The sequence below is a fragment of the Paenibacillus sp. FSL R5-0914 genome, assembly GCF_038004525.1.
Classification (GTDB): Bacteria; Bacillota; Bacilli; order Paenibacillales; family Paenibacillaceae; genus Paenibacillus_AQ.
On the sequence record NZ_JBBORH010000003.1, the window covers coordinates 1,357,226 to 1,371,488 of the forward strand.

Genomic DNA, 14,263 nt, shown 5'->3' on the forward strand with positions numbered 1-14,263 from the left:
TTTTATAGCCCTTTTTTATAGAAATAGGTTCCAGTCTAATAGAAACTAGTTATTGGTCCATGTCCAAAATTAATAAGATGCGTACACTGAACTATCTTTATAGGGAGGTGTACGTATTGAGTTGTCCAGATGATAAAAAGTGTCATAAGAAAAAAATCGCCACTGTATTTCCTTCGAAAAGAAAAAGAAAAGAACATCGTCGAAAAGTTATTAAGAAGATTGTAAAAGTCACATGTCCTCCGCCCGAAGTAAATGTTACCACTCCAACAGTCGTTGGTGCTACAGGACCTCAAGGAGCACAAGGAATCCAAGGAGTACAAGGGGCCCAAGGAGTACCAGGACCCCAAGGAGCACGAGGAATCCAAGGAGCAGAAGGACCTCAAGGTCCCGCCGGTGGGCCCCCAGGACCCCAAGGACCGCAAGGTCAACCTGGTCCAGCGGGAGCAATAGGTCCACAGGGTGTAGCGGGACCCGTTGGTCCTCAGGGTGCGCAAGGAGTGCCGGGTGCACAAGGAGCCGTAGGTCCTCAGGGACCGCAAGGTTTACCTGGTCCTGCAGGAGCAATAGGACCACAAGGTTTTGTGGGAGCAACCGGATCGACTGGAGCGGCTGGAGCACCTGGGGTACCGGGAGCACCAGGAGCACCCGGAGCGGCAGGAGCAGCCGGACCAGCAGGAGCAACAGGAGCACCAGGAGCGCCGGGAGCAGCAGGAGCGACAGGGGTCGCGGGAGCAACCGGAGCACCAGGAGCAGCAGGAGCAACCGGAGCACCAGGAACGGCCGGAGCAGCAGGAGCAACTGGGGCGCCAGGAGCAGCCGGACCAGCAGGAGCAACCGGAGCAACCGGGGCACCAGGAGCGGCCGGAGCAACCGGTGCGACAGGAGTCGCAGGAGCAACCGGAGCGACCGGAGCAGCAGGAGGAGTATTAGGTTTTGCTGATTTTTTTGCCCTGATGCCCCCTGATAATGCAGCAACTGTAGCACCGGGCACAGACGTGAGTTTTCCTCAAAATGGCCCTACCAGCGGGACGACGATTGCACGAACGGGCCCTAGTTCTTTTAATTTAGCGGCAATAGGGACTTATCAGGTGTTGTTTCAGGTTAGTGTAACCGAAGCAGGCCAACTCATCTTGACTCTTAATGGCGCAGATCTGGCCTATACGGTAGTTGGACGTGCGACAGGTACATCAGAAATCGTAGAAATGGCTATAGTGCAAACAACGGTCATTAACACCATACTGACAGTTCGGAATCCTGCTGGCAATTCCACCGCACTTACTATTACTCCTCTTGCTGGAGGAACAAGATCTGTTTCAGCACATCTCGTTATTACACAATTAGCATAGCGAAATCTCTTACGTATAGATAATTTGGAAGTTTGCCACCTCTAATCAGGTGGCTTTTCTTATGGCATTTGCTGGAATTTCCATTTGACTTCAATTCAGAGTTGACGCAAAATAAGAGGGAGATGATGTAAATTTGAATTTTTCGGGGAGAATTGTACATGAATAATAAATCAGGTCGTCATTCCTTCCGAGAGCGACTGGATCATATGGTGGGTAAGATTCGTACGGATATCCTAAGTGGAGTGCTACAACCAGGTGCGTATCTACCAGCAGAGAGTATGCTAGCCAAGCAGTTTGAGTTAAGCAATAAATCTGTCAGAAGAGGGCTGGATGTATTAGTCCAAGAAGGCCTTATCGTCAAAATCGACCGTGTCGGAAGCAAGGTTATGGAGTCCGTGCAGGAGAGAATCCGTATTCATTTTGGCTGCAGTGCCTCGCTGTCCAAGGACTTTCTGCTGGATGATCTAATTGGTGAATTTCATCGACTGCATCCCGGTATTCATATTCTTCCGCTGGCGCTGAATGATTTTGACCATGTGAATTCTGCCGTAGAGATGATCAATAATGGGATGCTTGATGCCGTATCTCTGAATAGCACGCAATTTCAGGAAATGGCTGAAAATGGCTCGGCTGAGCTGCTGGAATCGCTTGATCCTGATCCTGAATTATATCCAATCGCGACAGAAGCTTTCTATCATGAAGAACAGTTGTATGCTTATCCGATTTCCTTCTCCCCCGTGGTGCTGTGCTACAACAAGGCTCATTTTCGGGAAGCGGATCTTCCTGAGCCGGATAGCTATTGGACCTGGGATGACTTAATTGAGGCGGCTCGTCAGTTGGCAGAGAAACGTGGACGCCATGCTATTTATTTTGTGCCTGCTTCCGAGAACCGTTATTCTGTATTCCTGCTGCAGAGCGGGATTCAAACCGTGGCAGACGGGACCGAACACCGTACACTTAGTCCGGAGACGGCAAATAGTCTCAGTGTGTATAGCCGGCTCGTGAACAACCATCAGATTTTCCCTAAATATCTTGCTGGTAATCATGAAGATGAGACGATTTCTTTGTTTGTCCAAGAACAAGTTTCTATGATTCTGACGACCTTTTTTAATTTAAATGAATTCAAGGCCTTAACGCTGAACTATGATCTTGCTCCGTTACCTAGGCTGAAAACAAAAGATCCGCAGAAGACATTACTGGTCACGATCGGAGCGGCTGTGGTCGGAAATTCACGACAAAAGGAAGCGGCTCGTCAATTCGTTAACTTCCTTGCTTCCGTAGAAGCACAGAAAATTATTCGGGAACGCACAGTAAGTATTCCAGCTCGAAAGCGGATCGCTGAGATGAGTACGGCGGATCATTTGAATCGTCCTTCGAGATATCTGATGTACAGAGAGCTATTTCCAACCTTCTCCTACCTTAAAGATTTAGGACTTCCTATAGCCGTTCTAAAAAGCTTTCGTAAATTGTTGAACGCTTATTGGTCTAAGATGATTGATGAGGAAACGCTTCATGAGGAATTGAGTCTCTTAATCTCGGAACAGGATGCTGCTGCCGATAAGAAGGTCTAAAAGGTGTTCTTCTGCGAAGGCTGTTCTCTTTAGAATATCAGTAAAGCGTGATAATGGTGCTGGTGGGCCATTATTACGCATTTTTTTAAATAAAAGCAAGCAAAAGTTGTATATTGTGCCTAATCTGTATGAGATCAGAGATGGCTTATTTAAAGCAGTGAAATACGAGTAATTTTGTAAGCGTTTTCTATTAAATTTGAGGGATTTCAACATTTTGCGACAGGTACATGTTATATAAGATCACACTTATTAGAGATATTTCTTATTATTATATTGACATCATGTAGGCTGGAAAATATAATAAAATACATCAGATATATATCAGATTAGTGAAATAATAGATCTGATACTCTGAAATGTAAATCAAAAAGAAGTCAGAACAGATGTTTTCGTCTAATTAAAGTAGAAAAGAGGCAGTTGAAAGGAGGATATCCCCTATAAAAGGTAATTTTCAGAGTGATGACTCATTTAAAAATTTATTGATGTATCGTTGATTCCTTCTGATTGATGTTAGTGAATATATCATAATGATTATCTTATTTTTTAGTTATTAATAGGGGGTTGAATTATGAATGTTGCTAAAAGGAAATTAGTTCTGCTGCTGCCTGTCCTGTTGTCATTAGTTACACTCGTATCTGCTTGCGGCGGTTCGAATACTAAGACGGGCAATACCGCAGATCCTACTGCGGAAGTTCAGAAGGCTACGCAAGCTCCCGCTAAGGAAGGTAAAACAGTAGGTGGTCTGCAGCTCCCGATTGTTTCAGATAAGCTTGAACTGTCACTTTGGTCACCCAGCGGCGGCAATTTCAGAGGAACTAATTTTAATGAGAAATTATCCTTTCAGCAAATGGAAGAGAACACTAACATTCATATTGACTTTCAGCATAGTACGGAAGCCAGTGCGGAAGCCTTTAGCCTATTGATGTCATCTGGTAAGCTGCCGGACATTATCTACAATGATCTATGGGGCACGGATTCCGGAAAATATGGTACACAAGGCGCGCTGCTTCCTCTGGAAGATTTAATTGAGAAAAACGCGCCAAACTTCAAGAAAATCCTCGACGACAACCCGGATATCCGGGGACAAATTACTTCGCCTGAAGGCCACATTTTTTACCTGCCTAATCTCGTTCTTGATTCACAGGATCTCACTCAAATGTTCCCGCAAGTACGGAAAGACTGGATCGATAAGTTGGGTCTGTCTATGCCGGAAACTACCGAAGATTGGTATAACATGCTCAAGGCTTTTAGGGAGCAGGATGCCAACGGAAATGGCAAAAAGGATGAAATTCCACTAGTCACAGTCAACTTGGAAAATATCATGATGTTATTCGCGCCTGCCTTTGGCGTCGACTACGGATTCTTCGTGGATAATGGCCAAGTAAAATATGGACCGAATGATCCTAAATTCAAGGATGTCGTAACCTATCTGCACCGTCTTTACGATGAACAATTGCTTGACCCGAACTATCTGGTAGATACCACATTCCAGACGCTGACTGAGAAGGTGACTACCGATGTGGCAGGGGCATGGTTTGGTTGGTCTGGCTCCTACATGGGGAACTTTACTACCCTAATGGAGGGCAAACATCCAACCTTCAAAATTGCACCAGCCATTCCACCTAAAGGACCGAACGGTGATCAACGTCATGTCTCCTTCCGCTGGCAGGCAGCAGCACACGGATTAGCGGTTTCCTCGCGGACGGAACATCCTGAGGAAGTGATGAAATGGCTGGATTATCAATACTCAGAAGAAGGCATTCTGCTGAACAACTTTGGGGTTGAAGGCAAGTCATATGATCTGGTAAACGGAGAACCGATTTATAAGAAAGAAGTAACTCATCCGACCAATGGCCTCACGAATACGCAAGAACTGCTGAACCATACGATCGGGGGCGGAAGCTGGGCTACGGTAGCGGATACCAGATATGCTGAACAAATCCGAGAAGCTAACGGGCAAACGGAGAATCCGCTCGAGTTATATAGTGACTATATCGATTTTGATAGCAAGTTGCCTCCAGTCCAATTCACAACAGAGGAAAACGATGTAGTTGTTCCTTTGATGGCCGATATTCAGACCTATGTAGCCGAAACAATCAATGCCATGATCATGGGGCGCCAAAAGATTGAGGACTATGACAAAGTAATGAAGCAACTTGAGAAGATGGGAATTAACGATGTGTTAAAAGAGTATCAGGTTGCATACGAGCGATTTAAAGGGAAATGATTCAGCTTGTGAGGAGGTTGTCGTGGGCCGAGCGGTTCAGAGAGTGCTTTGTGACCGCTCGCCACATGACAGCTATGACTAACGCCAGTGTCCGGGAGAGGAGAACTATATGGCTGTACCTGTAAAAGTCGCTAAAGTTGAAAGCAGGAAGCTTCCGGTCAAGAGGAGTCCGATTCCCTGGAAGCGGATAGCCTCCAATCGCTATCTTTATCTCATGCTCCTTCCTACGGTTTTGTATTTTCTGATTTTTGAATACAAGCCGATGTATGGGGCGATCATTGCCTTTAAGAATTTCAACCCCTACTTGGGGATCACGGATAGTCCTTGGGTGGGCTTCAAGAATTTCGAAAAGTTTTTCGAAAGCTATTATTTTCTCAGACTGCTTAAAAATACCTTCTTAATGAGTTTCTACTCACTCATCTTCATTTTTCCTGCTTCACTTGCTTTTGCTTTGCTGCTCAATGAGCTGCGGCTCAAGAAGCTGAAGTCCTTTCTGCAGACCGTGTCTTATTTGCCGCATTTTATTTCGCTGATCGTTATCTGCGGGATGATTATTGATTTCACCAAGCCCGGAGGCATTATTAACAGCCTGTTGCTTGGCATCGGTCTGATCTCGGAGCCTATTCAGTTCCTGATTCTGCCGGAATGGTTTCGAACGATCTATGTGGGTTCTGGTATGTGGCAGAGCCTGGGCTGGAACTCAATTATCTATTTAGCAGCGTTATCTGGCATCAATCCGAGCCTGTACGAGGCTGCAGTTGTAGATGGTGCAGGACGATGGAAGCAGCTAACGAATATAACGCTGCCTGGGATTTTGCCTACGGTGTTAATCCTCTTGATTCTGAATGTGGGTACCCTGCTGAATGTGGGCTGGGACAAAATTATATTGCTTTACAATCCTGGAACGTACGTCACTGCGGATGTTATTTCAACATTTGTTTATAGAAGAGGTGTGATGGAAGCGAATTACAGTTTTTCTGCCGCGGTAGGATTATTCAATTCCATAATTAACTTCACATTACTCGTTCTAGCCAACCGTATCAGCCGGAAAACAACTGAAAGCAGCCTATGGTGAGCATAAGCTTCCGATACGAGTTTTGTACGATTTTTAGGAGGGTAGACAATGGTTGTGAAACGCAGTATGGGTGAAATCATTTTCGACAGCTGCAATGTGCTGTTTCTAATCTTGTGTTCTTTCCTGTTCCTGTACCCGATGTGGTACGTGCTGGTCTCCTCATTCAGCGATGCTCATGCTATTGCTGCGGGGAAAGTAAGCTTCTTTCCAATCGGCTTTAATCTGGATGCTTACAAGCTGGTATTTGAGGATACGCGGGTATGGACGGCTTACGGAAATACTTTCTTTTATGTCATTGTCGGTACGTTGATTAATCTGGTACTAACTACACTTGGTGCTTATCCTCTGTCCAGAAAGAATCTGGAGGGGAGAAATGTCATTATGGCTTTCATAGTGTTCACGATGTTTTTCAGTGGTGGTCTAATTCCTGCGTATCTGAATGTCCGTGAGCTTGGCTTGTATGATACGCGGTGGGCGCTGCTGTTGCCTGGTGCGGTTAGTGCCTTCAATTTGATAGTGATGCGGACCTTTTTTCAGTCTATCCCTGATAGTTTGATAGAGTCTGCCAAGATAGACGGCGCCCACGATTTCAGAATTTTACTGCGGATCGTGCTTCCGCTCTCCATGCCGGTTCTGGCGGTGATGACCCTCTTCTATGCGGTAGGCCACTGGAACAGTTGGTTCTCGGCCATGATTTATTTACAGGATCGGAATTTGTTCCCGCTTCAATTGATATTGAGGGAAATCCTGATTCAATCCTCTGCGCAAAATATGCTGGCCGGCGTTACCCAAGATGAGGTGTTTCGTATTAGTGAATCTATTAAATTCGCTACGATTATCATTGCTACCGTTCCCATTCTAATGATCTATCCATTTTTGCAGAAATATTTTGTAAAAGGCGTAATGATCGGTGCGTTGAAGGAGTAACAGCGATAGAAAAGATGCTGCATGTGACGGAATCGTTTCTGAAGCAGTCGGGAGGAGAAGACATATGAAGGCGGTAATATCTCAGGAAGGACAGATTCGCATGTCGGATGTTCTGACACCAGTCATTGAAGATGGATTTGTACTAGTCCAGACTGAATATTCGGCGATTAGCCCCGGAACGGAAATAATGATGAATGGCCTGCACCGTACGCAACAAATTGTACTTGGATACAGTGCAGCGGGTGTAATCCGAACACGTGGGAAAGGAATGGAACACTGGGCAGAGGGTCTTCGTGTAGCTTGTTACGGCGGACCTTATGCAAAGCATGCAGAATGGCTGCTAATGCCTCAGCATCTGATGGTGCCCATTCCTGACCATGTTAGTTCGGAGGAAGCATCAACAGTAGGGCTTGGAGCCATTGCAGTACATGCAGTAAGGCAGGTTGCACCACAGTTTGGGGAGACACTTGTGCTGATCGGTGCCGGAATTCTTGGGCAGTTGATTGCTCAGATTGCTAAGGCGGCAGGATGCCGAGTGATCGTCTATGATTTGCTTACAGAGCGCTGTGAGATGGCTGAGCGCCTTGGAATTAGACATATTGCTACTAGCCCGGAGAAGGTTAAGGAACATCTTGCTAACCTGACGGAGGGCATGGGAGCAGATGCAGTCATTGTATGCGCCGGCGGTAAAACCGGAGACCTTATTGATCAAGCGCTAGAGTGGGTACGGGATCGCGGCAAGGTACTGTTGGTTGGAGATGTTAAGCCTGATTTCTCTCGTGATCTGATGTTCGGTAAGGAAGCCCAAGTGCTGATTTCTAGAGCCGGAGGTCCCGGACGATATGATCCTATCTATGAGCGGAAGGGGATCGACTATCCTTACGGCTACGTGCGATGGACGGAAGGTCGTAATATGGCTGAATATATTCGGTTAATCTCTGAAGGGGACATTCAGGTGAAGCCGTTGATTAGCGCGATATTCCCGGTCGAACGCTGTGAAGAAGCCTTTCGGCGTTATGCAGAGGACCCCGTGGATCTGTTGGGAGCGGTCTTAGCTTATCCTGCAGCAGTCTCTGGATGTGAAACGAAGGTGAAGGAACAGCTGACGAAAGAAGGCGGGAGCAGATGAAGGCGCTGCGGATCGGTGAACCACTGAACGGTCTGGCGGTTTGGGCCTCAGCTTATGGAACATGGCAAGGGGCAGACCGGATCTACGCTGTTTCTTCCGGAAGTCCTTGTATCTTATTTGTTCTAGACCCGAGCGGTGAAGAAGCGGTGGAACGTTATGCGCTGGAAGGCTCGGATCATTGCTGGGGTGTAGTCTTAACAACCGGCGGAGTGTATATCGGGGGAAGTGGCATTTTGTACAGGTACACTCATGAGAATGGTGTGGAGAACCTGGGTGAGATGATTCCCGGTGAATTCTATACGTGGCGGTTGGCAGCAGGTACGCAAGGCAGGATCTATGGGGGATGTTATCCTGGGGGGAAAGTGTTCCAGTATGACCCAGTGACAGGAGTGTTTAGGGATTACGGTGCTATGGTAGCTGGAGAACAGTATGCGCGTTCTATGGAAGCGTGGAACGGTAAGCTCTATGTGGGAGTTGGTACACAAACCCCGCATATTGTTGTACTGGATACGGAGACGGGAGAACGCTCGGAAATCAGGCTACCAGATGAATGTAAAGGCGAGCAACTGGTTTATGACTTGAACATCGTTCAGGGTAAGCTTTTTGCTCGAATTACACCGTCTGCACGGTTGTATATTTATGATCTGGAACTGCAGGAGTGGGGAGACACTTTGGATCATGTGAGTGGACTTAGTGTTTCGCCGCCGGATGAGCTGGGAAATGTGTATTTCATTAAAGATGACTATTTGCAGCGTTATGATGTCCGGACTGGAAGCCTGTTCGTTACTTCACTAGCTATGCCGGAGCCGGCAGGTGATTATGGCTGGCTGAATAACCATGCTCTAAATCGGAAAGAGCGCTGCTTAACGGGTGTATACAGGGACGGGAGTTGCTGGATTTACGATCCGGCGACGGATCGGTATACGGTCAAGGACTTCGGTCTGCAAGGTCAATCGGTCCATTTGCAGTCTATAACCTATGGACCTGATGATGCTCTCTACATCGGAGGGTATTTCGCAGGTGGGCTGTCCAGATTCGATAAGGCAGCCGACGAGATCATTTCATATCGGGGCATTGGTCAGACGGAAGGTATGCTTGCTGGGAGCGATTGTCTTTATCTAGGTGTATATCCGCGAGCGAATATTTTCAAATATGACCCGAATGAAGATTGGAAGCCGGGAGAGAATCCAGAGCTGCTATTTTCCTTACAGGAAGAGGAGCAGGACCGCCCTTTTGCTTGGGCTTGGGCAGGAGAAGAGATCGCAATTGGAACGGTTCCTTCCTATGGTCGGCATGGAGGAGCGTTGACACTGTACAATCCTGCGAGCGGTGCACGTGAGGTGTTCAGAAATCTTTTGCCGCTGCAGAGTGTGGTGTCCTTGACCTGTAGAGATCAGCTGTTGTTTGCTGGAGGGTCCGTCTGGGGTGGACTTGGGATTGCTCCTCAGCGTGCGGATGCCTCTCTAATGATTTGGGATCTAGAGAAGCGCTGCAAAGTATGGGAAGGTGTACCGGTGCAAGGGGAAAGGGCTATTTCTGCTTTGGTTCTAGATGATGCAGGGCATCTTTGGGGTTTGACGGCGGGACTGTTATTTCGGTTCGATCCACAGCTGAAGCAAACTATAAAGACTTACTCATTGTTCCCCATGGACTGGAATGTAGTGACTCATTTTTGGCGCAGTGGTAATGAACTGCTTTATAAGGAAGGCATGTTGTACGGCGTGTCGATGAATCGCTTGTTCAAGTTTAATATGCGGAATGAGGAGCTTGAGGTGTTGGATGACGATGCGCGGCTGCTGGCAATGGACCGTGAGGGTGATCTATTTTTTGCAAGAACTACAGCATTGTATCGGATGCACAAGTAAGGTCTGCACTATCCTTGGCGAAGGGTGAGGGATGATGAGAATCTTATATTTTTATAAATTCTGTATTCTGGGTGGGGTAACCACTCAACTTGCAAATAGACTTAAATTTTTGCGGCACCACTCGGAAGTGCATTTTGCTTTTCTAGAGGATTACGGCGGGGCGAGCGCTTTTGAAGGTTATGAGCATGTCCGAATTCTAGGGACGGTTGAAGAAATTAAGAGCTACATGGAAGTCTATGATTTCGATGTCATTATTACTATTGATACTTACGAGCTGTATGAAGCACTTGGGCCTGTACAAGAGGGAAAGGTTATTATTCATGAGGTACATACCACCTATTCCGAACCCCTGCAGAAGTTGGCCGCAACGAAAGATAGTTTGCCTTTTCACTATGTGATCACTCCCTCCGCTTACATGAAGAATTATTTGGACGGTATCGGCATAGCGGGTGCTTATCATATTAATAATTGCCTGGATACCGATTTGTTCCGATATGAAGCGGGTATTGAGCAGGAGCCTGCCACTATTTTGTGGGTGGGTAAACTGGATGATCACAAGAACTGGTCGTCCTATTTGAACATTGCTGGAAAGCTGAATGCCAAGATGCCAGAGCTGCAATTTATGCTTGTTGGGGGATATACTGCTCCCGACGAGATCAAGAAACAGCTGATGGTAAAGGTAGAACAGCAGGGGATTAAGCATTTCAAGTGGATTCCCAAAGTGGATTACGATGAGATGCATCGCTATTATTCATCGGTTGCGCAGAATGGTGGGTTATATATTAGTACCACGACCAATGAATCTTTTGGGATGACCGTACTGGAGGCGATGGCCTGCAGGTGTCCGGTAGTGGTTCCGAGTGTAGGGGCGTTGCTGGAATTATTGGATGGTCCGTTAAGTGTTTCCCTATACGAATCAGGCAATGAAGAGGAGTGTGTGGACAGATTGAGCGCACTGCTGGAGCAGAATAGTCTGAGGGAAGGTTTGAAGTCATTGGGAGAACAGAAAGCTAGAACTGCTTACAGCATCGAACAAGTGGGAAAAGAATACATGGAACTACTTGAACGTTTCAGGGAAGAACGTTTAATTCTTAAATAAGTGGATCACTCCATGGGGCTGTCAACCGAATAAGAGGTGTTGTTGAAATGGAAGAGCTGCAGATCGGTATGGTAGGAATGGACACTTCACATAGCAGGATTTTCGCGGCGCTGCTAAATGATGAATCTCATCCGCTATATATTCCGGGTGGCAGGTTACACTGCGGTTATCCGGGGGGTTCTCTTGATTTCGAGCTAAGCTATTCACGTGTGAGACCGATCAGCAGTGAATTGCAGGAGCGCTATGGGGTTGAATTGCTCGATTCTATAGAAGAAGTTGCGGAGAGATCCCATGCGATTCTATTGACTTCTGTAGATGGGAGAGTGCACAAGGAACAATTTGCGGTGCTGGCTCCTTACGGAAAGCCAGTATTCATTGACAAGCCGTTAGCGGTTTCTTCTGAAGATGCGAAGGTGATTGTGGAATTGGCGGAGAGGTATGGAACGCCATTTTTCTCCAGCTCTATGCTACGTTTCGGTGGACCGCTGGTAGCCCTCTTAGAGGATGAAAGTGCAGGTGCTATTCTAGGTGCGGATTGCACTGGACCACTCGATCTTCAGCCGACACAACCGGGGTTATTCTGGTATGGTATACACGCTGCTGAGATGTTATATGCCGCTCTTGGAGAAGGTTGTCATTCGGTACGTGCCGTCAGTAACGATGCGCAAGAATGGGTAGTCGGCCAGTGGAAGGACGGGCGAATCGGGACGATCCGCGGAAACCGTACAGGCGGCTCTGATTTCTATATCGTATTGCACCGTCAACGGGGGAGTAACGGAATTAACGCGCTCGGAGCAAATTACAACGCAGGACATCAGCAATTACTGAAGAAATTTATAGCTATGGCGCGAGGGGACTGTCCACCAGTACGATCTTCCCTAACACTAGAGTTGATTCGCTTCATCGAAGCGGCCAACGAAAGCCGGGTAAGCGGTGCTGATGTTCGTCTGTAAAGGATAGCACAATCTGAAAGGAGTGTAGTGTATTGATTAGGACAGCAGTGATTGGATGCGGTGGCATGGGGACTGTTCATGCGGATCGCTACAAGTCCATGCCCGAAGCTGAGCTTGTAGCCGTATGTGACATCGTTGAAAAAGCCGCTGAGGTGCTAGGAAATTTAGTGGGCGTTAGCTATTTTACATCTGTACAAGAAATGCTCGAGCAGGTAAAGCCAGAGGTGGTCAGTATTGCTGTGCCGACCTATTTGCATGTAGAACTGGTACGGATTGCGGCTGACCATGGTGCGCATGTGATCTGTGAGAAGCCGCTCGCACTCACTTCGCAGGAAGCGGAAGAAGCAATTCGTTACTGCAACGAGCGCGGTGTACGTTTGTTTGTGGGCCATGTCGTTCGTTTCTTTCCTTCTTACAGACAGCTTGCGGAGGGAATAACGCAGCTTAGCAGTGTTCAAGGCGGAATATACCATGCTAAACGGGCGGGTTCACATCCCGGAAACGTGCAAGCATGGTTTCGGGATCCATTTCTTAGCGGTGGCGTCATTATAGATTTAATGATTCACGACATTGACTACATTCGTGGGGCTTTTGGTGAAGCCCGTGAAGTATATGCGTTCCAGCACCAGTCGGAAGACATAAATTATGCTTCAGCCACTTTCCGGTTCAAGAATGGAACCATTGCACAGCTTGAAGCATTTTGGGGGTATCCAGGGCCGTTTCACTCCTCTTTTGAATATGCGGATGCGGAAGGAATCATCTCAGGCGGGACCGGGGATGGCGAAAGTCTGCATATTCGCAAGTCGATAACGACGGGCTCTACATCGGGATTTGTGGAGACGCCTTCGAGTGTGCTGCTGAAGGATCCGTATTATTTGGAACTGGAGCATTTTCTAAGCTGTCTAACAAGTGAGGAAGAGCCGATAGTCACTGCGCAGGATGCGCTGGAAGCTGTACGCTGGGCTGAAGCTGCTCAGCAATCGGCAATAACCCATCAACCGGTGAAGCTTGAAGTGAAGGGGGATATTTAATGAGCCGTTTGAATATTGGCATGATCAGTTTCGCGCATGCGCATGCTTTTGACTATTTGGCAAGTTTACTGCACATGTCTGAAGTGACGGTCAGTGGAATTGCTGATGAGGTGCCAGAGCGCACACAGGCGCTCGCAGAACGTCATTCGATTCCCTATTATGCTAACTACAAGGAACTTCTGGAAGATGTGAATATAGATGCCGTAATTATTTGCTCGGAAAATGTCTATCATGCTGAGCTAACCATCGCTTCAGCCCGAGCGGGCAAGCATGTACTGTGCGAGAAGCCGCTAGGTCTGTCAGTGGAAGAAATGGAACGCATGATTTCGGTCTGCTCTGAAGAGGGAGTACAGCTTATGACAGCCTTTCCTTGCCGCTTCCTCACTCCGGTTGTGCGGGCTAAGGAATCACTAGATCGCGGCGATATTGGTGAAATTATCGCTTTTAAAGGAACTAACAGAGGTTCTTTTCCGGGTCCTAGATGGTTCTCTGATGAAGCCCTATCGGGAGGCGGTGCTGTTCTAGATCACACTGTGCATGTGATGGATCTGATGAACTGGTTCTCTGGTTCTTCTGTAGAACAGGTGTATGCCTATGCGGATACCTTATTTGATTCAGAGCGCAAGCGGACGATCGATGATGCTGGAATGGTGCATGTAACTTTTGAGAATGGTGTGTTCGGAGTGCTGGATCCTAGCTGGTCACGCAATCCCGGCTTCCCCACATGGGGGGATGTGACCCTAGAAATCATTGGAACTAAAGGTGTTATCTCCATAGATGCTTTTAACCAAAAAAACAATGTATACGGAAGAGCATCTGGCAAAGGGAACTGGTCCTTCTGGGGAGATGACATGAATGAACTGATGCTGAAGGCTTTTGTACAGGCGCTTATAGAAGGGGTGGAGGTACCGATTTCGGGAATAGATGGGCTCCGATCCACTGAGGTTGCACTTACCGCTTATCAATCTGCTCATGCAGGCCAACCGGTGCGTTTAATTAAATGAGGATGCTGTAAGTACAAAACTTTGAGGAGGATGGAA

11 protein-coding genes are annotated in these 14,263 nt (G+C 47.3%); all 11 read left to right on the plus strand.

The genetic code is table 11. The features are described 5' to 3' along the window. The first annotated feature begins 107 nt into the window (after window positions 1-107). Window positions 108-1,346 carry a collagen-like protein gene (locus MKX60_RS29065; protein WP_341061694.1) on the plus strand — a complete coding sequence of 413 codons (1,239 nt, stop codon included), beginning with the start codon at window positions 108-110 and terminating at the stop codon, window positions 1,344-1,346. Between the two features lie 158 nt (window positions 1,347-1,504). Beyond that, entirely contained in the window at window positions 1,505-2,917 is a 1,413-nt protein-coding gene (locus MKX60_RS29070; RefSeq protein WP_341061695.1) for an extracellular solute-binding protein, read from the plus strand. A 568-nt stretch (window positions 2,918-3,485) separates the two neighbouring features. Beyond that, window positions 3,486-5,144, plus strand: coding sequence for an extracellular solute-binding protein (locus tag MKX60_RS29075; RefSeq protein ID WP_042186709.1), 1,659 nt, complete (start codon window positions 3,486-3,488; stop codon window positions 5,142-5,144). 109 nt (window positions 5,145-5,253) lie between these two features. Further along, a complete protein-coding gene (locus MKX60_RS29080; protein WP_081951079.1) occupies window positions 5,254-6,219 on the plus strand; it encodes an ABC transporter permease in 966 nt (321 codons plus the stop codon). A gap of 48 nt (window positions 6,220-6,267) precedes the next feature. Further along, entirely contained in the window at window positions 6,268-7,146 is an 879-nt protein-coding gene (locus MKX60_RS29085; RefSeq protein WP_042126182.1) for a carbohydrate ABC transporter permease, read from the plus strand. A gap of 64 nt (window positions 7,147-7,210) precedes the next feature. Further along, entirely contained in the window at window positions 7,211-8,275 is a 1,065-nt protein-coding gene (locus tag MKX60_RS29090; RefSeq protein ID WP_341061696.1) for a zinc-dependent alcohol dehydrogenase, read from the plus strand. After that, window positions 8,272-10,140: a WD40 repeat domain-containing protein gene (locus MKX60_RS29095; RefSeq protein WP_341061697.1), complete on the plus strand. Its 1,869-nt coding sequence runs from the start codon at window positions 8,272-8,274 to the stop codon at window positions 10,138-10,140. The genes MKX60_RS29090 and MKX60_RS29095 overlap by 4 nt, the downstream gene beginning before the upstream one ends. A 31-nt stretch (window positions 10,141-10,171) precedes the next feature. Then, entirely contained in the window at window positions 10,172-11,239 is a 1,068-nt protein-coding gene (locus MKX60_RS29100) for a glycosyltransferase family 4 protein (protein ID WP_081392984.1), read from the plus strand. 47 nt (window positions 11,240-11,286) lie between these two features. Continuing rightward, window positions 11,287-12,192, plus strand: a complete 906-nt coding sequence (locus tag MKX60_RS29105) for a Gfo/Idh/MocA family protein (RefSeq protein WP_076283238.1) — start codon at window positions 11,287-11,289, stop codon at window positions 12,190-12,192. 32 nt (window positions 12,193-12,224) lie between these two features. After that, window positions 12,225-13,223: a Gfo/Idh/MocA family protein gene (locus tag MKX60_RS29110; RefSeq protein ID WP_341061698.1), complete on the plus strand. Its 999-nt coding sequence runs from the start codon at window positions 12,225-12,227 to the stop codon at window positions 13,221-13,223. Continuing rightward, the gene (locus MKX60_RS29115) at window positions 13,223-14,227 is read left to right on the plus strand and encodes a Gfo/Idh/MocA family protein (protein ID WP_341061699.1); all 1,005 of its coding nucleotides are present in this window, start codon (window positions 13,223-13,225) and stop codon (window positions 14,225-14,227) included. Before MKX60_RS29110 ends, MKX60_RS29115 begins: the two co-directional genes overlap by 1 nt. The last annotated feature ends 36 nt before the right edge of the window (window positions 14,228-14,263 follow it).